A 17,488-nucleotide genomic window follows, 5' to 3' on the forward strand; every position below is an offset into this window, starting at 1 on the left:
GGGTACCCGTACCGCATGAGAGAACACGACGAGCGGGGCACCACCATGACCGGAGTCGACCCGGGCCGGCTGGACGATCAGCAGCTGATGAAAGAGCTGGAGACCATCCACCGCACACGCCACGACACCCTGCTGTACGGCTCGAACGACGCGCTGCGCGTGCACAACGACCGTATGGCCCAGCTGGAGGGCGAGTACCTGCGCCGCAATCCGCGCCGCTTCGTCGCCCCCGGCCGCACGCGTGACGGCGCCCGGGAGCGCACCTGCGGCGACGAGGCCCGCGACGCGCGGACCCCGGTCGGCAAGTGGGGCTCGGGCGGCCCGGCGGCCCGGGAGTCCGGGCCCGTATGACGGGCGCCCCGCTCCGCGACCGACGGCGGGCCGGGCCGCGCGGTGCGCGGCCCGGCCCGTGGCCGCCTACAGGCGTGGGCGTCAGGCGCTCTCCTGCGCGAACACCTCGAGGAACGTCTCGCAGAACGCCTTGAGGTCGTCCGGCTTGCGACTGGTGACCAGCTTGTTGTCGCCGTGGTCGCACACCTTGACCTGCTCGTCCACCCAGGTGCCGCCCGCGTTGCCGATGTCGGTCCGCAGGCTCGGCCAGGAGGTCAGCACCCGGCCCCGTACGACGTCGGCCTCGATGAGCGTCCACGGCGCGTGGCAGATCGCCGCGACCGGGCGGCCCTGCTCGAAGAAGTCCCGCACGAAGGCCACCGCCTTGTCGTCCATGCGCAGGAAGTCAGGGTTGGCGACCCCGCCCGGGAGCACCAGACCCCCGAACGAGTCGGCCGAGGTCTCGCCCACCACCTCGTCGACGGGGAACGTGTCCGCCTTGTCGAGGTGGTCGAAGGCCTGGACCTCGCCTTGTGCGGTCGACAGCAGGACGGGCTCGTGCCCCGCGTCGGTGACGGCCTTCCAGGGCTCGGTCAGCTCGACCTGCTCGACGCCCTCGGGCGCGGTCAGAAAAGCGATACGCATGATGTCTCAGCGTCCTTCCATGTGCCTGTGCGTGCGGCGGGAAGCGGGTGGTGGGCGGCGGTGGCGGGGCCGCGGGCGGCCCGGTCCCGCCTCATACGGCACCGCGTATGCGGGGGGCCGGGCGCCCGGCGATGTCCGGTTCGGCCCTGCTGATGTCGGCGAGAGCGCTCTCCGGGTCCTGGGCGAGTGCCAGGTCGCCGAGGCTCACCATGCCGACCGGCATGCCGTCCTCGACGACGGGAAGCCGGCGCACCGCCCGCTCGCGCATCAGCGCCACCGCCGTGGAGACCGGGTCGTGGGGGCCGACGACGACCGGGTCCGGCGTGCACATCGACGCCGCGCTCACCGTCAGCGGGTCGATGCCCTCGGCCACCGCCCGCACGGTGATGTCCCGGTCGGTCAGCACCCCGACCACCCGCTGTCCGTCGGCCACCACCACGTCGCCGATGTCCTGGGAGCGCATCAGCTGCGCCGCCTCCACCAGCGAGGCGTCCGGACGGACCGCCACCACCCCCGGCGTCATCACCTCCCGCACGAAGTCGGCCGTCATGAGGTCTCCCTCCGCCGCTCACCATGGGTCAGGGCCTCGGCCAGCTCCTGCACGTTGCCGTAGCGGGCCGAACGGGGCAGCCGCCGCAGCGGCTCGATCAGGGCGTCGGGCGCGTTGCGCCGGCGCAGGGCGCTCATCAGCGCGTCCGGGCCCGCGGGGAACGCGCCACGGCCCAGGATCCGGCCCAGCTCCAGCCGGATCTCGGCCAGCGAGCCCGGCATGGCCGGACCGCCGGCGAGGCGCGGGTCGTCCTCGGCGGTGGGCTCGGGGTCGTGCCACTCCTGCGATCGGGTGGGGTGGCCCGACCGCAGCAGCCCCTGCAGTTCGTGCTTCATCTCCTCGTCCCGGTGGACGCTCAGCCGGTCACTGCCTCGCTGCATGTCTTGCTCCAGTCCTCGGGGTCGGGCACCGCGTACCCGACAGGAGGGCCGCGACACGGGCCGCGCACGACCGCATTCGGCCCGATTTCGCCCTCTCCCCGGCTACTCCCGCTCCGGCTGCTCCTGCGGCTGCTTCTTCTCCCGACCCGGCAGGAACTCCTGCATCTTCGCCTTGAAGCCCTGCCGGACCATGGCGCCCCGGTCGGCGTCGCCCTTCAGGATCGACGCGGCCGTCGCCTCCATCTGCTCCCAGGTCGCGTGCGGCGGGATCGGTGGAACGGCCGGGTCGGTCACGAACTCGATCACCGCCGGCCCGTCGGCCTCCAGCGCGGCCCGCCAGCCCGCCTCGACGTCCTCCGGCTTCTCCACCCGCACCCCGGTCAGGCCGAGCGACCGGGCGAAGGCCGCGTACTGCACGTCCGGCAGCTCCTGGGAGGGCAGGAAGGACGGCGCTCCTCCCATGGCCCGCATCTCCCAGGTGACCTGGTTCAGGTCGCGGTTGTTCCACACGGCGACCACCAGCCGCGGGTCCTGCCACAGGTCCCGGTACTTCGCCGCCGTGATCAGCTCCGCCAGCCCGTTCATCTGCATCGCCCCGTCGCCGACCAGCGCGATCGCGGGCCGGTCCGGGTGGGCGAACTTCGCGCCGATCGCGTACGGCACCCCGCAGCCCATCGTGGCCAGCGTCCCGGAGAGCGAGGAGCGCATGCCGGCGCGCATCGTCAGATGGCGGGCGTACCAGTTGGACGTCGAACCCGAGTCCGACGTGACGATCGCGTCGTCCGGCAGCAGCGGGTCCAGCGCCCGGGCCACGTACTCCGGGTTGATCGGATCCGCCGACAGCGCCGCCCGGCGCTCCATCACGTCCCGCCAGCGGTGCACGTTGTCGCACACCGTGTCGAACCACTCGCGTCCCCGGTCGCCGTCCAGCATCGGGATCAGCCGCCGCAGGGTCTCCTTGGCGTCCCCGACGAGATTCACCTCGTAGGGGTAGCGCATCCCCACCATGTGCGGGTCGATGTCGATCTGCACCCCGCGCGCGCTGCCGAACTCCGGCAGGAACTGCGAGTACGGGAAGGACGAACCGATGGTCAGCAGCGTGTCGCAGTCACGCATCAGCTCGTACGACGGACGCGTGCCCAGCAGGCCGATCGAGCCGGTGACATACGGCAGCTCGTCGCTCAGTGCGTCCTTGCCCAGCAGCGCCTTGGCGACGCCCGCGCCGAGCAGCTCGGCGATCCGCTCCACCTCCGCGCGCGCCCCCGACGCGCCCTGGCCGATCAGGATCGCCACCTTGTCACCGGTGTTGAGCACCTCCGCCGCCCGGCGCAGCGAGTCCTCCGAGGGGACCGCCGTCCAGGCACTGCGGTCCAGGCTGGAGGGCACCATCTTGAACTCGTGCGTGGGCGGCTCGTAGTCGAGCTCCTGGACGTCCCCGGGAATGATGACCGCCGTGGGGGCGCGGCGCGCGTACGCGGTGCGGATCGCCCGGTCCAGCACGTTCGGCAGCTGCTCGGGCACCGTCACCGTCTCCAGGAAGTCCGAGGCGACGTCCTTGAACAGCGAGTGCAGGTCCACCTCCTGCTGGTACGAGCCGCCCATCGCGCTGCGGTGCGTCTGGCCGACGATCGCCAGCACCGGCACATGGTCGAGCTTGGCGTCGTACAGTCCGTTGAGGAGATGGATCGCGCCCGGTCCCGACGTCGCGGCGCACACCCCGAGGCGACCGCTGAACTTGGCGTAGCCGACCGCCTGGAACGCCGACATCTCCTCGTGCCGCGACTGGACGAAACGCGGCTGGTTCTCGGCGCGGCCCCAGGCGGCGAGCAGGCCGTTGATGCCGTCGCCGGGGTATCCGAAGACGTGCTCCACACCCCACTCGCGCAGCCGCTGCAGGACGTGGTCGGAGACCTTGGTGCTCATGGAGTGACCTCCCGGACGAGACGACATGGCAGCACCCGTCACGAGTCACCCTCAGCCCGGCCCGAAAACCCGAGGTGTTTGCGCCCAGGGGCCACGGGCAGGCGCGCCTTCGTGCTTCGGACCGCAGGCACGTCCGTGGGAGCTGCCCGCAGGCTCCGCGTACGGCCCGTCCGACCGGCTGCGCGCTTCCGCGGTGACCCTCCAACCCAAAGCACCGCAAGGGAGTTGGGACGCACCATGCGCACCCGAGTCAGCAGGCGGCACCCGCACGACGACGCACCCGACACCGCCGACGCCTTCCGCCGGCTGGCCGCACTGTCGGCCGGCCCCGAGCGCGACGCGCTGCGCGACGAGCTGGTCGAGGCCTGGCTGCCCATGGCCGACCGGCTGGCCGGACGCTTCCGCAGCCGGGGCGAGAACCACGAGGACCTGCGCCAGGTCGCGGCGCTCGGACTGGTCAAGGCCGTCGACCGGTACGACCCCGCGCGCGGCCACGCCTTCGAGAGCTACGCCGTCCCGACCGTCACCGGAGAGATCAAGCGGCACTTCCGGGACCACATGTGGACCCTCCACGTGCCGCGCCGGGTGCAGGACCTGCGCAACAAGGTGCGGGTCGCGATGCAGGAGCTGTCCGCGGACGGCCCGGGCACCCCGGGGCGGCAGCCCGACGTGGCCGGGATCGCCCGGCACACCGGCATGTCCGAGGAGGACGTACGGGCCGGGCTGGAGGCGCTGGAGAGCTACAGCGCGCTGTCCCTCGACGCCGAGCTGCCCGGCAGCGAGGACGGCCACTCGCTCGGCGACGCGCTCGGCGCGGCCGACCCCGCCCTCGAGACGGTGGTGGACCGCGAGGCCGTCAAGCCCCGGCTGGCCGAGCTGCCCGAGCGGGAGCGGGAGATCCTCTACATGCGGTTCTTCCGCGACATGACACAGAGCCGGATCGCCGAGCAGCTGGGCATCTCCCAGATGCACGTCTCCCGGCTGATCAACCGCTCCTGCGACCGGGTGCGGCAGGAAGTGATGCGGGACAGGTCCTGAGGGCCTGCGCGCGAGATCCCAGGTCTGCGTGGGACCGGAGTGCGCCCACGGCGGGCTTGTCACCTGGTTGGGCGTGCCGTTCCCGCGAATGGGGTCCGGGCGCGGGCAGGAGTGGGGGCCGCGGGCTGTGATGGCTGTGGGGGTGCGGATCCGTACCCCTCCGTCGGTCTAAGGAGTCCCTCCCATGCGCCGCAGCGCCCGTGTCCTGTCCGTACTCCTCATAGCCGGGGCTGCTCTGGGTGGGGCGGTTCCGCTCGCGTTCGCGGATCCGGAGGCGGAGGTGTCGCCCGCGGCCGCCCAGCCGGACGGCACGGTCACCGTCGCCGTCGTCTGCGACGCCCTGACCGGGACACCGCCCGAGGTGATCGAGGCGACCTCCGAGGCCTTCGCCGACGGCACGGTGGAGCTGAAGCTGGTCGTCGACGAGGAGGCCACCGCCACCCCGGCGGCCGGGCCCGTCTACGAGGGCAGCGCCCTCCTTTTGCCCGAGAGCACGTTCACCGCCGGTACGGCGGCCGCCGGCACGGCCTCGGCGTGGAGCGTCGACGGGACCTGCCCCGCTGCGGCCGGCGCGACGGCCAAGGCGTGGAGCACGACCTTCACCGTGCCGGTCGAGGCCGCCATTGCCGGGACACCCGGCTGCGCCGAACCGAAGCAGTGGTGCGGCGGCGGTCCCGCGATCGAGTACGGCGTGCGGGCCGGCAACGGCGGAAGCTTCGAGGACTCGGTGCCCGCGCTGGTCGCCGGCGGCCTGCTGATCGCCGGAGCGGCCGGTGCCGCCGGTCACCGGCTGTGGCGCAGGGACACGCGAGGGGACGCCTGAGGCGGCGCCCTGCTGGGTACGCAGAGCGAGAGCACGACCGGGACCGTACGCATCACACCGCCCGACGCCCCGACCCGGCACCCGGGCGGCACCACACGGCACCGGCAGGCACCGGCAACTGGCGCGGAGGTACGCATGCGGCGGACGGAACCGGAAGGCCACGGGCCCGTCCGTTACGGGCCGCACTTCCCCGACGACGGCCTGCCCGTGCTGCCCGAGCTGTCCGCCGTGCTGGCCGCCGCCGCGGGCCGCGCCGCCGGCGAGCCGGTGGGCGGCGACGGGGCACTGCGGGAGGCGGCGGCCGGCTACTGGGAGCGACGGGGACTGGCCGCCGGTCCCGACCGCGTCGTGGCCGCGCCGGGCGCGCCCGCGTTGCTGCTGGCGCTGACCGCGGCCGTCGGCGGTGACGTGCTGGTGCCGCGGCCCTGCGCCGCCTGGTGGGCGCCGTACGCCCGGCTGCTGGGCCGGCCGGTGTTCCATGTGGCGACACCCGCCGAGTGCGGCGGCGTGCCGGATCCGTACGCCCTGCTGGAGACCGTGCGCCGGGTGCGCGCCGAGGGCGGGGACCCGCGGCTGCTGGTGCTGTCCGTCGCGGACGATCCCACGGCCACGGTGGCGCCGCCCGAACTGCTGCACGAGACCGTCGAGGCCGCCGCCGGCGAGGGACTGCACCTGGTCAGCGACGAGACCTGGCGGGACACCCTGCACGCCCCGCACGCCACGGTGCTTCTCAGCCCGGCGGAGATGTTGCCCGGCCGGGCCACCGTCGTCACCGACCTGGCCGGTTCCCTGCTGCCCGCCGGATGGCCCGCCGCCGTGGCCCGGTTCCCCGAGGGCGAGACCGGGGACGGGCTGCACGCGCGCGTGCTGGATGTGCTGACCGCCCTCGACGCCCGCGTCGCCGGACCGGTCGCCGCCGCGGCCGGCTACGCGCTGGGCGAGCCCGAGCCGCTCGCCGCCCACGCGCGCGCCGTCGTACGCCTGCACGCCGGCGTGGCCGAGGCCGCGCACCGTACGGCGATCGCCGCGGGCGCGCTCTCCCCGCCGCCGCAGGCCGGCCGGCACCTGTACATGGACCTGGGCCCGCTGCGGTCCGGGCTCGCCGCGCACGACGTGGGGGACGCCCAGGAACTGGAGGACTTCCTCGCCGCCCGGCTCGGCACGCCCGCGCCGGGCGGTCACCGCTTCGGGGACGACCTGCCGGCACTGCGCGTACGGCTGTCCACCGGCCCGCTGCTGGGCCGGACCGACGCCGAGCGCGCGGAATGCCTCGCCTCCCCGGCGCCGTTGGAACTGCCGCACGTGGAACGCGCGTTGCTCAACCTCAGGTCGGTACTCGACGATCTCCGTGACGACGCCCAGCGACGGGAGTCTCCTCGATGACGCAACAGTCCGAGTCGACCACGAGCACGTCCGCCCAGGAGGCCGACGATACGGCGTCCAGGGAGGCGGCACCGGCCGTGCCACCGCTCGCGCGGCCCTGCCCGCCGCTCGCCGAGCCCCGTCCGCTCGCCGAACGGCGCGTGTGGCCCCGCACCTTCCACGACCGCCTGACCGCGCCGCTGCCCGGACTCAAGGCCGTCGCCCGGTTCGCCCGCGAAGGCGCCGTACGCCCCGGACGTGAGGGCCTCGCGGACATCCCCCGGGTCCCCTTCGCACCCGGCCCGCTGCCCCGCGTCGACGCCCGTACGATCGCCGTCACCTGGGCGGGACACGCCAGTTGGGTGCTGCGCGTCGGCGGGCTCACGGTACTCACCGACCCCGTCTGGTCCCGTCGCATCCTCGGCACCCCGGCGCGGATCACCCCGGTCGGGGTGCCCTGGAGCGAGCTGCCCCGCGTCGACGCGGTGGTCATCAGCCACAACCACTACGACCACCTGGACGCCCCCACGCTGCGCCGACTCCCGCGGGACACACCGGTGTTCGTCCCCGCCGGGCTCGGCCCCTGGTTCAAGCGCCGCCGCTTCACCCGCGTCACCGAGCTGGACTGGTGGGAGGCCGCCGAACTGGACGGCGTGCGCTTCGACTTCGTCCCCGCCCACCACTGGTCCAAGCGCACCCTCACCGACACCTGCCGCACCCTGTGGGGCGGCTGGGTGCTCACCGACCCCGACGGCGGGCGCGTCTACTTCGCGGGCGACACGGGCTACGGCCACTGGTTCTCACGCATCGGCAGCCGCTACCCCGGCATCGACCTCGCGCTGATGCCGGTCGGCGCGTACGACCCGCGCTGGTGGCTCAGCGACGTGCACTGCGACCCGGAGGAGGCGGTCCGCGCCGTGGAGGACCTGGGCGCCCGGCGGATGGCGCCGATGCACTGGGGAACGTTCGTGCTGTCCGCGGAACCGGTCCTGGAACCCCTCGCCCGCACCTGCGCCGCCTGGGCCCGCACCGGCCGCCCCCGCGACCACCTGTGGGACCTCCCCATAGGAGCCTCCAGGGCCCTGCCCCCCACCCCCTGACCACGCCACACGCCCACCCCGCCCCCCCCACAAACCACCGAACGCACCCCCCGACCTCCAGGGCCGGGAGCACCGCAGCCCCCGGACGCGCCCCACGACCTCCAGGGCCGGGGGGTCCGCAAACCGCCGGACGCGCACGCCGACCTTCAGTAACGCGGGTGTCCGCAAGACGCCGGACGCGCACGCCGACCTTCAGGGGCGCGGGCCCCCGCAAGACGCCGGACGCGCACCCCGACCTCCAGGGCCGGGGGGTTCCGCAAGACGCCGGACGCGCACGCCGACCTCCAGGAACGCGGGCCACCGGAAGACGCCGGACGCGCACGCCGACCTCAAGGGGCGCGGGGAACTGCGCGACCAGCCACCCACGACCCGCACCCCGAAGACACCCGCACCCCCGAGAACCATCCGCCGAGAAGGCCCCGCCCAAGAAAACACCCCGTACCGAAACCCCCCGCCCCCGGAGGCCTACCGCACGCGCCGCCAAACCCCCGGCACCACACTGACGACCAGCGTCAGCGCCACCGCCGCGACGACCCCCTCCCACGGCTCCGGAAACAGCGACCCACCCAGAATCCCGATCAGCTGGTACGTCACCGCCCACGCCAGACACGCCGGCAGGTTCCCCCGGGCGAACCGCCGCATCGGCCACTTCGCCAGCAGACACGCCAGCATCACCGGCAGCCGGCCCGCCGGCACCAGCCGGGACAGCACCAGCACCGCGACACCGTGCGAAGCGAGTTTGTCCTGCGCCTGCGCGAGCCGCTCCTCCGGCGCCCGCGCCCGGATCCCCTCCAGCCACCGCGAGCCGTTCTTCGACTTCAGGCCGCGCCGCCCGAGCCAGTACAGCGTGGCGTCGCCGAGGAAGGCGGCCAGCGACGCCGTCACGAACAGCAGCGCCAGCGAGAACGGCGCCGTCTGATGGAAGGCGACCACCGCCGCCGAACTCACCAGCGCCCCCGTCGGCACGACAGGTATCAGCGCGCCCGCGAGCACCAGCAGGAACAGCGTCGGATAGCCGAACGCCTGCTGGGTCGACTCGGCGGGTATCGGCGACGGCACCGCCGCGAGCCAGCTCACCGGGCGACCTCCGGCCGCACGCTCTGCCCGTGCCCCAGCAGATGCACCGCCACCTTCGGCGCCCGCACCGCCGCCAGCCGCACGAACTCGTCGCCGGGCGTGTGGAACTCGTGCGGCCGTACCGCGTCCATGCCGATCGGCCAGTACGTGCCGAAGTGCACCGGCACCGCGCTGCGCGGCGCCAGCCGGAGCAGCGCCTCGGCGGCCAGCCCGGGATCCAGGTGCCCGTGTCCGAGATAGGGGCCCCAGCCGCCGACCGGCAGCAGCGCCACGTCGACGGGTCCCACCTCCGCCGCCATGGTGTCGAACAGCCCGGTGTCCCCGGCGAAGTAGGTGCGGGCCTCACCCTCGACGACGTAGCCGAGGGCGGGGACGCGGTGCGGTCCGACCGGCAGCCGCCGGCCGTCGTGCCGGGCGGGCACGGCCCGTACGGTCAGGTCGGCCACCCGGGTGGTGTCGCCGGGGGCCATCTCCGTCAGGCGCAGATGGGCGAGCCGGCGCAGCGCGGGTACCGCCCGGGGTGCGCCCCGGGGTACGAGCAGGCGCGTGCCCGGCGCGAGCCGGGCCAGGGACGGCACGTGCAGATGGTCGGCGTGCAGGTGGGAGACGAGGGCGACGTCGGCGCCCCAGGCGCCGGGCGGGGGTATCGCGCCCCGGCGGCGGCGCAGGTGCGCGAGCCTACGGGCGAACAGGGGATCGGTGAGCACCCGCGTGTCCGAATCGGCGACCGTGCAGGTGGCGTGCCCCCACCAGGTGATCTCCACCGGCACTTCTTTGCCTCCTTCGCGCGACTCCCCGAAGCCTACGGGCAGGAGTAGGGTCGGCGGCGAAACCCGGAGGTGAGGGGGCGCCATGGGAGCAATGCGCGTCACGGCGATCGCCAGTCTGACGCCGCTGGAGCAACTCGACGCGGACCCCTTCCTGGTCGACTCCCGCAGTCAGCACGCGATGTGCGCGCGCTGGGCGGCGGAGCGCGGGTACGTCGTCGCCCGGGAACTGCTGGTCCGCGCGCTGCGCCCCGACCACTGCGCCCTGTGGGACGGCGTGCGGCCCGGACGCGACCTCTTCGTGGCGCCGAGCCGCCGGGTGCTGGAGTGCGCCCTGGCGAACGTCGAGGAGTTCACCGCGGAGTGCGCGCGGCGCGGGGTGCGGGTCGAGACGGTCGGGCACGCCGAGCCGTCCTACGACGCCCAGATGAAGGCCCGGGTGCACCGGCGGCTGTCGATGCCGACGGCGGGCTACGACGGAGGCTGACGGACCGTCGTACCGCCGTCGTACCGCCGTGCCACCGCCCCGCACCGGGGGAACGCGAGGGTTCCGGCACGCGTTGTGACAATCTGGACGCAGGCTCGCGGCGGTGTCGGGCCGGGACGTGAGGTGTACGGGGAGTGCTCGGAGGGCGTTGGCGGCGGGTCGTCAGCCAGGTGGGGCGGAGCGTCGCGGTGTGGGCCGTCAGCACCGTCACCATGCTCGTGCTCGCGGGGATCCTGCCGGACTTCCAGTTGCAGCACGCCGACGGCGACAGCGCCACCACGATCGCCGTGACCGCGGCCTTCGCGGCCGGCGCCTTCGGTCTGCTGTCCGCCCTGGTCTGGCCGCCGCTCGTCCGGCTCCTGCTGCTGGTGCCCGCGCTGGTGCTCGGGCTGCTGGTGTTCTTCCTCAACGGTGCGCTGCTGCTCGTGGCACTGCGTCTGAACCCGGCCGAGCGCGGCGCCGTCGATCCGGAGACGGCGGTGGTCGTGGCCGCCGTGATGTCCGCCGTCGCCTCCGCCACCGGCGCCGCGCTCGCCGTCCGCGACGACGACGCCTACCGGCGCCGCCTGTACCGCCTGGCCCACCGCGGTCGCCGCCCGGCCCCGGACGGCGCGGCACCCCCGGGCACCGTCTTCGTCCAGCTCGACGGCGTCGGGCACGACGTGCTGACGGCCGCCGTCGGCAAGGGGCTGATGCCGACGGTCGCCCGCTGGCTCGGCTACGGATCGGCCGAGGGCCCCGGCAGCGTCACCCACCGCCTCACCCCGTGGCGCACCGACTGGTCCAGCCAGACCGGCGCCAGTCAGCTCGGCATCCTGCACGGCAGCACCTTCGACGTCCCGGCCTTCCGCTGGTACGAGAAGGACACCCAGGAGGTGATGGTCAGCAACCGGCCGACCAGCGCCGCCGAACTCCAGCGCCGCGCCGTCGAGCGCACCGGCGACGGCGGACTGCTCACCGTCGACGGCGCCAGTCGCGGCAACCTCTTCAGCGGCGGCGCCGACGAGCAGGCCCTCGTGCTGTCCATCGCCACCCGGCGGCGCAGCCGCGAGACCCGCTCCCGGGCGGGCTACTTCGCGTACTTCTCCGACCCGGCCAACGCCGTGCGCACGGCGCTGTCCTTCGTCGCGGAGACCGGCCGCGAGACGGTCCAGTCCACCCGGGCCCGGATACGCCGGATCCGTCCGCGCGTCTCGCGCGGCGGCCTCTACCCCTTCGTCCGCGCCTTCGCGACCGTCGTGGAGCGCGACGTCGTCGTCGCCGCGGTCATGGGCGACCTGCTCGCCGGGCGCACCGCCGTCTACGCCGACCTGGTCGCCTACGACGAGGTGGCGCACCACTCGGGGCCGACGAGCCGGGACGCCGAGAAGGTCCTCGAACGCCTCGACCGGTCGCTCGCGCTGATCGAGAAGGTCGCCGAGCACGCCCCGCGCCCGTACCGGATCGTCGTCCTGTCCGACCACGGCCAGAGCCCTGGCGAGACCTTCCGCGCCCGCTACGGCCTCACCCTCGCCGACCTGGTCCGGGCCGGCTGCGGGCTGCCCGTGCCGCGCCGTGCGCGCCGTACCCGCAGCGGCACCGAGGCCCGCGCCGCCGTCCGGGCCGCGCTGCGCCGGCCGGTGGAGGAGGAGTACGAGGAGCGCCGCCCCGCGCGCCGCTCGGAGCCGGTCGTGCTGGCCTCCGGCAACCTGGGCCTGGTCTCCTTCCCGGACGTGCGCCACCGGATGAGCAGGGAGGAGATCGACGCCCGCCACCCGGCGCTGCTGCCGACCCTCGCGAACCATCCCGGCATCGGCTTCCTGCTGGTCAGCAGCGAGGAGCACGGTGGTGTCGTGCTCGGTGCGAACGGCGCCGAGACACCCGTGAGCGAGCTGAGCGACGAACACCCCGGGCCGCTGGCCGGGTTCGGGATAGGGGCCGCGGACGCCGTGCGCCGCACGCACTCCTTCCCGCACACCGCCGACATCATGGTGAACTCCTTCCACGACCCCGCCGACGGCGAGGTGCTCGCCTTCGAGGAGCAGATCGGCTCGCACGGCGGGCTCGGCGGCTGCCAGGGGCGGCCCTTCCTGCTGTCGCCGCTCGACCTGTCCGCGCCGGTGGCGGACGGCGAGCCGCTGGTCGGTGCGGAGCAGGTGCACCGGGTGCTGCGCCGCTGGCTGCGGGAGGGCAACGGCCCCCAGGTGCCGCTGGACGATTCCCCGCGCACGGTCCGCGAGGCCACAGCTTTTCCGGTGCCGAACCAGGCCACACGGGACAATATCCTGTGAGGTGGACGCACCACCTCATGCACGCCACCGGGACCGTACCCGGGGCCGTACCCCCTTCGGCTCCGGCCCCGCAGGAGAGCCCCGGCGGCCCCGGCGTTCAGGGCGCCCGGCTGCCGTTCACCGGACGTGGTCCGGTGTTTCGCGTGCGGTGAGCCGGAATGTGATCGGATAGGGCCCGAGAACCCCGGGCACGGGGTCGCATCGAGAGCATGCGAAAGGAACAACCGTGGCAACCACGCGCTCCGCACACACCGTCTGGGAAGGCAACCTGCTCGAGGGCAACGGCGTCGTCACCTTCGACTCCTCCGGCATCGGCCAGCAGCCGGTGTCGTGGCCGTCGCGCGCCGAGCAGGCGAACGGCAAGACCAGCCCCGAGGAGCTGATCGCCGCCGCCCACTCCAGCTGCTTCTCCATGGCCCTGTCGCACGGCCTGGCCGGCGCCGGCACCCCGCCCACGAAGCTCGTCACCTCGGCCGACGTGACGTTCCAGCCGGGTGAGGGCATCACCGGCATCGTCCTGACCGTCGAGGGCACCGTCCCCGGCCTGGACAACGACGCGTTCGTCGCCGCCGCCGAGGACGCGAAGGCCAACTGCCCGGTGAGCCAGGCCCTGAAGGCCGTCCCGATCACGCTGTCGGCGAAGCTCGCCTGAGGCACGCAGCACCAGAGCCAGGCCGTCCCCGCGGGGGCGGCCTGACCGTGCGGAGGAGAACGTCATGCCGCCACGCCCCGCCGTCTGTGCCCACCGGGGTGGCGGCGAGCGCTTCGGCCCCGCCACCTGGGAGGCCTACGAGGACGCCCTGCTGTCGGGCGCGGAGTACGCCGAGTTCGACGTCCGGCGCACCGCCGACGGGGTGCTCGTCGTCCACCACGACGCCCGGGTCGGGCCCGACGGTCCGCCGCTGACCGCGCTCACCCACGCCGAGCTCAGCGCGCGCACCGGACGTCCGGTCCCCTTGGTGGAGGACGTCATGGAGCTGCTCGCCGGGAAACTCGTCGCCCACCTGGACCTCAAGGAGACCGGGTACGAGCGTGCGCTGGTCGATCGCGCGGTCGCGCTGCTCGGCCGGGACGGATTCGTCGCCACCACTCTGGAGGATCGTTCCGTCGCCGCCATCACCGGCGCCTTTCCCGGGGTCCGCACGGCCCTCTCCCTCGGCCGGGGCGGCGCCAGGATCGCGCCGGCGCGGCTGGCCGCCGTCCGGGCGAGCGAGCTGTTCCCGATGCGACGGGTGCGGGCCTGCGGGGCGCACGGCGTCGCCGTGCACCAGCGCCTGGCCAGGGCGAACGTACTGCGCGAGGCCGCCCGGCACGGCCTGTACACCATGGTGTGGACGGTCAACGAGGAGCCCGCGATGCGGACCTTCCTCGGTGACGCGCGGGTCGACGTCCTGATCACCGACCGCCCCCGGCACGCCGTGGCCCTGCGCGACGGCGCCCCGGACGGCGCGGCCCCGTCGGAGGGGACCCGCGCCACCCGGCCGGACGCACCGGCCCGGCAGCCGCGCGCGGACTGAGCGGGCCCTGTCCGGGTATGTACGTCCATGGCCGCCTGCACGACCGTTCGCACGATCTGGGGCCCCATTGACAGGAGCCCACCCGCGTTCTGTGCTGGACTTCAAGGGGCGCCCTGGCGGAAGGGGACAGCGATGGCACGCGCGGTCGGAATCGATCTCGGGACCACGAACTCCGTGGTGGCCGTCCTGGAGGGCGGCGACCCCACGGTCGTGGCCAACGCGGAGGGGGCGAGGACCACACCGTCGGTCGTGGCCTTCGCCAAGAACGGTGAGGTACTCGTCGGCGAGGTCGCCAAGCGGCAGGCCGTGACCAACGTCGAGCGCACCGCGCGCTCCGTCAAGCGGTACATGGGCGACGCGAGCTGGCGCTTCCCCGAGGAGGGCTCCGTCGACGGCACCCGCTTCCGGGCCCAGGAGCTGTCGGCGCGGGTGCTGCAGAAGCTGAAGCGGGACGCCGAGGCGTATCTCGGCGAGGACGTCACGGACGCGGTGATCACCGTGCCCGCGTACTTCGACGACGCCCAGCGGCAGGCGACGAAGGAGGCCGGGGAGATCGCGGGCCTGAAGGTGCTGCGGATCATCAACGAGCCCACCGCCGCCGCCCTCGCCTACGGTCTCGACCGGGGCGAGGAGCAGACCGTCCTCGTCTTCGACCTCGGCGGCGGCACCTTCGACGTCTCGCTCCTGGAGATCGGTGACGGCGTCATCGAGGTCAAGGCCACCAACGGTGACACCCACCTCGGCGGCGACGACTGGGACCAGCGGATCGTCGAGTACCTCGTCAAACGCTTCAAGGGGCACAACGGCATCGACCTCGGCAACGACAAGATGGCGCTCCAGCGCCTCCGCGAGGGCGCCGAGCGGGCCAAGATCGAGCTGTCCAGCTCCTCGGAGACGACGATCAACCTGCCGTACATCACCGCCTCCGCCGAGGGCCCGCTGCACCTGGACGAGAAGCTCACCCGCGCCCAGTTCCAGGAGCTCACCGCCGATCTCCTCGACCGCTGCAAGACCCCCTTCCACCAGGCGGTCAAGGACGCCGGCGTCAAACTCGCCGCGATCGACCACGTCATCCTCGTGGGCGGCTCCACCCGGATGCCCGCCGTGACCGACCTGGTCAAGGAGCTGACCGGCAAGGAGCCGCACAAGGGGGTCAACCCGGACGAGGTGGTGGCCGTCGGAGCGGCCCTCCAGGCCGGTGTCATCCGCGGCGACGTCAAGGACGTGCTGCTCCTCGACGTCACCCCGCTGTCCCTGGGCATCGAGACCAAGGGCGGCATCATGACCAAGCTCATCGAGCGCAACACGACGATCCCGACCAGGCGTTCGGAGATCTTCACGACGGCCACCGACAACCAGCCGTCGGTCGGCATCCAGGTCTACCAGGGCGAACGCGAGATCGCCGCCTACAACAAGAAGCTCGGCACCTTCGACCTCACCGGCCTGCCGCCCGCCCCCCGCGGTGTCCCGCAGATCGAGGTCGCCTTCGACATCGACGCCAACGGCATCATGCACGTCTCCGCCAAGGACCTCGCGACCGGCCGGGAGCAGAAGATGACCGTCACCGGCGGCTCCGCGCTGCCGAAGGACGACATCGACCGCATGATGCGGGAGGCCGAGCAGTACGCCGAGGAGGACCGGGGGCGCCGGGAGGCCGCCGAGACGCGCAACCAGGCCGAGCAACTCGTGTACCAGACGGAGAAGTTCCTGCGGGAGAACGAGGAGCGCGTCCCGGCCGACACCCGCGCGGAGGTCGAGTCGGCGATCACGGAACTGAAGCAGACACTGGAGCGCGACGCGGACACCGGTGACCTGCGGGCCGGCGTCGAGAAGCTCGCCGGCGTCAGCCAGCGGATGGGCCAGGCCATGTACGCGCAGGCCCAGCAGACGCCGGCCGGGGACGCCGCCGGCGGCGACGGGGAGCGTGCCGCCCCGGGGGACGAGGACGTCGTGGACGCGGAGATCGTCGACGACGAGCGGGACACCAAGGGCGGCGCGGCCTGAACCCGCCGGGCGGTGGGCGGCGTCACGGAATCTCCTCGACCCGGCGCCGCCCGCGCGCGGCCCTGGTCTGTTTCCGGCCAGGTGAGCCCCCGCATGTGCGCATAGGGGGGAGAGTGTGTGCGCACCCTGGAGACTGTTAGCCTGCGGCGTATTTCTCCGCCGCACGGATCCAGGAACAGTCGGCATTGCCCCTGGGAGGGGAACGAGGGTGCGCATGACCAGCAACACGAGCGAGGTCACCGAGTCGGTGCCGGGCGACCAGGAGCTCAGGCGGCTCCTGGCGGGCCTGACAGCGGTCCGGGACGGTGACTTCGGCACGCGGCTGCCCGAGGACGCCGACGGCCTCATGGGCGACATCGCCACGGTGTTCAACGGCATGGTGGACCAGCTGTCCGTGTTCACCTCCGAGGTCACCCGCGTCGCCCGCGAGGTGGGCACCGAGGGGACGCTGGGGGGCCAGGCGGAGGTACCCGGGGTCTCCGGCACCTGGGCCGATCTGACCGACTCGGTCAACGCCATGGCCGGCAACCTCACCACCCAGGTCCGCGACATCGCCCAGGTGGCGACGGCGGTGGCCAAGGGCGACCTGTCCCAGAAGATCGACGTGCCGGCGCGGGGCGAGATCCTGGAGCTGAAGGAGACCGTCAACACGATGGTCGACCAGCTCTCGGCATTCGCCGACGAGGTCACGCGCGTCGCCCGTGAGGTCGGCAGCGAGGGCAGGCTCGGCGGTCAGGCCAAGGTGCCCGGGGTCGCGGGCGTCTGGCGCGATCTGACCGACTCGGTCAACCTCATGGCGGGCAACCTGACCTCCCAGGTCCGCAACGTCGCCCAGGTGACCACGGCGGTGGCCAAGGGCGATCTCTCGCAGAAGATCACGGTGGACGCGCGGGGCGAGATCCTGGAGCTGAAGAACACCATCAACACGATGGTCGACCAGCTCTCCGCGTTCGCGGACGAGGTCACGCGGGTGGCCCGTGAGGTGGGCACCGAGGGGCGCCTCGGCGGCCAGGCGGACGTCAAGGGCGTCAAGGGCACCTGGCGTGACCTCACCGACTCGGTGAACTTCATGGCGGGCAACCTGACCTCCCAGGTCCGCAACGTCGCCCAGGTCGCCACCGCGGTGGCCAAGGGCGATCTCTCGCAGAAGATCACGGTGGACGCGCGGGGCGAGATCCTGGAGCTGAAGAACACCATCAACACGATGGTCGACCA

At 73.4% G+C, this 17,488-nt stretch carries 17 protein-coding genes; 11 read left to right on the forward strand and 6 right to left on the reverse strand.

The features are described 5' to 3' along the window. The first annotated feature begins 15 nt into the window (after nucleotides 1-15). The gene (locus tag ACZ7LV_RS13210; protein ID WP_471938786.1) at nucleotides 16-351 is read left to right on the forward strand and encodes a DUF6158 family protein; all 336 of its coding nucleotides are present in this window, start codon (nucleotides 16-18) and stop codon (nucleotides 349-351) included. An 81-nt stretch (nucleotides 352-432) separates the two neighbouring features. Here the strand turns inward: ACZ7LV_RS13210 and ACZ7LV_RS13215 are convergent, their stop codons facing one another. The 4 genes from ACZ7LV_RS13215 to ACZ7LV_RS13230 all read right to left on the reverse strand — a co-directional run bounded on the left by ACZ7LV_RS13215 (nucleotide 433) and on the right by ACZ7LV_RS13230 (nucleotide 3,828). Continuing rightward, a complete protein-coding gene (locus ACZ7LV_RS13215) occupies nucleotides 433-975 on the reverse strand; it encodes a type 1 glutamine amidotransferase domain-containing protein (protein WP_471938788.1) in 543 nt (180 codons plus the stop codon). 91 nt (nucleotides 976-1,066) lie between these two features. Beyond that, nucleotides 1,067-1,525: a CBS domain-containing protein gene (locus ACZ7LV_RS13220; RefSeq protein WP_471938790.1), complete on the reverse strand. Its 459-nt coding sequence runs from the start codon at nucleotides 1,523-1,525 to the stop codon at nucleotides 1,067-1,069. Then, entirely contained in the window at nucleotides 1,522-1,905 is a 384-nt protein-coding gene (locus tag ACZ7LV_RS13225; protein ID WP_471938792.1) for a DUF2795 domain-containing protein, read from the reverse strand. The genes ACZ7LV_RS13220 and ACZ7LV_RS13225 overlap by 4 nt, the downstream gene beginning before the upstream one ends. A gap of 102 nt (nucleotides 1,906-2,007) precedes the next feature. After that, nucleotides 2,008-3,828: a thiamine pyrophosphate-requiring protein gene (locus ACZ7LV_RS13230; protein ID WP_471938794.1), complete on the reverse strand. Its 1,821-nt coding sequence runs from the start codon at nucleotides 3,826-3,828 to the stop codon at nucleotides 2,008-2,010. A gap of 237 nt (nucleotides 3,829-4,065) precedes the next feature. Between ACZ7LV_RS13230 and ACZ7LV_RS13235 the strand changes: the two genes are divergently transcribed. The 4 genes from ACZ7LV_RS13235 to ACZ7LV_RS13250 all read left to right on the forward strand — a co-directional run bounded on the left by ACZ7LV_RS13235 (nucleotide 4,066) and on the right by ACZ7LV_RS13250 (nucleotide 8,151). Beyond that, the gene (locus ACZ7LV_RS13235; RefSeq protein WP_471938796.1) at nucleotides 4,066-4,866 is read left to right on the forward strand and encodes an RNA polymerase sigma factor SigF; all 801 of its coding nucleotides are present in this window, start codon (nucleotides 4,066-4,068) and stop codon (nucleotides 4,864-4,866) included. Nucleotides 4,867-5,050: 184 nt separating this feature from the next. Next, the gene (locus ACZ7LV_RS13240) at nucleotides 5,051-5,689 is read left to right on the forward strand and encodes a hypothetical protein (protein WP_471938798.1); all 639 of its coding nucleotides are present in this window, start codon (nucleotides 5,051-5,053) and stop codon (nucleotides 5,687-5,689) included. A gap of 135 nt (nucleotides 5,690-5,824) precedes the next feature. Further along, a complete protein-coding gene (locus ACZ7LV_RS13245; protein WP_471938800.1) occupies nucleotides 5,825-7,072 on the forward strand; it encodes an aminotransferase class I/II-fold pyridoxal phosphate-dependent enzyme in 1,248 nt (415 codons plus the stop codon). Continuing rightward, nucleotides 7,069-8,151 carry an MBL fold metallo-hydrolase gene (locus ACZ7LV_RS13250; protein WP_471938802.1) on the forward strand — a complete coding sequence of 361 codons (1,083 nt, stop codon included), beginning with the start codon at nucleotides 7,069-7,071 and terminating at the stop codon, nucleotides 8,149-8,151. Before ACZ7LV_RS13245 ends, ACZ7LV_RS13250 begins: the two co-directional genes overlap by 4 nt. Nucleotides 8,152-8,616: 465 nt before the next feature. Here ACZ7LV_RS13250 and ACZ7LV_RS13255 read toward each other — a convergent pair whose 3' ends face one another. Together ACZ7LV_RS13255 and ACZ7LV_RS13260 are read right to left on the reverse strand one after the other, a co-directional pair. Further along, the gene (locus ACZ7LV_RS13255; RefSeq protein WP_471938803.1) at nucleotides 8,617-9,228 is read right to left on the reverse strand and encodes a DedA family protein; all 612 of its coding nucleotides are present in this window, start codon (nucleotides 9,226-9,228) and stop codon (nucleotides 8,617-8,619) included. Next, nucleotides 9,225-9,998 carry an MBL fold metallo-hydrolase gene (locus tag ACZ7LV_RS13260; protein ID WP_471938805.1) on the reverse strand — a complete coding sequence of 258 codons (774 nt, stop codon included), beginning with the start codon at nucleotides 9,996-9,998 and terminating at the stop codon, nucleotides 9,225-9,227. The genes ACZ7LV_RS13255 and ACZ7LV_RS13260 overlap by 4 nt, the downstream gene beginning before the upstream one ends. Before the next feature lie 82 nt (nucleotides 9,999-10,080). On the opposite strand from ACZ7LV_RS13260, the gene ACZ7LV_RS13265 reads away from it, so the two are divergent. The 6 genes from ACZ7LV_RS13265 to ACZ7LV_RS13290 all read left to right on the forward strand — a co-directional run. Continuing rightward, nucleotides 10,081-10,482: a hypothetical protein gene (locus tag ACZ7LV_RS13265; protein ID WP_401665832.1), complete on the forward strand. Its 402-nt coding sequence runs from the start codon at nucleotides 10,081-10,083 to the stop codon at nucleotides 10,480-10,482. 134 nt (nucleotides 10,483-10,616) lie between these two features. Then, nucleotides 10,617-12,752, forward strand: a complete 2,136-nt coding sequence (locus ACZ7LV_RS13270) for a phage holin family protein (RefSeq protein WP_471938807.1) — start codon at nucleotides 10,617-10,619, stop codon at nucleotides 12,750-12,752. Nucleotides 12,753-12,978: 226 nt separating this feature from the next. Beyond that, complete coding sequence (locus tag ACZ7LV_RS13275; protein ID WP_471938809.1) at nucleotides 12,979-13,404, forward strand: OsmC family protein; 426 nt, start codon at nucleotides 12,979-12,981, stop codon at nucleotides 13,402-13,404. A gap of 64 nt (nucleotides 13,405-13,468) precedes the next feature. Further along, on the forward strand, nucleotides 13,469-14,269 hold the full coding sequence (locus ACZ7LV_RS13280; RefSeq protein WP_471938811.1) for a glycerophosphodiester phosphodiesterase family protein: 801 nt from the start codon (nucleotides 13,469-13,471) through the stop codon (nucleotides 14,267-14,269). A 132-nt stretch (nucleotides 14,270-14,401) separates the two neighbouring features. Then, entirely contained in the window at nucleotides 14,402-16,273 is a 1,872-nt protein-coding gene (dnaK, locus tag ACZ7LV_RS13285; RefSeq protein WP_471938813.1) for a molecular chaperone DnaK, read from the forward strand. Nucleotides 16,274-16,487: 214 nt separating this feature from the next. After that, nucleotides 16,488-17,488, forward strand: a 1,001-nt coding sequence (locus ACZ7LV_RS13290; RefSeq protein ID WP_471938815.1) for a HAMP domain-containing protein, incomplete at its 3' end; no start/stop codon positions are given.

The organism is Streptomyces sp. NPDC107562, assembly GCF_055657325.1.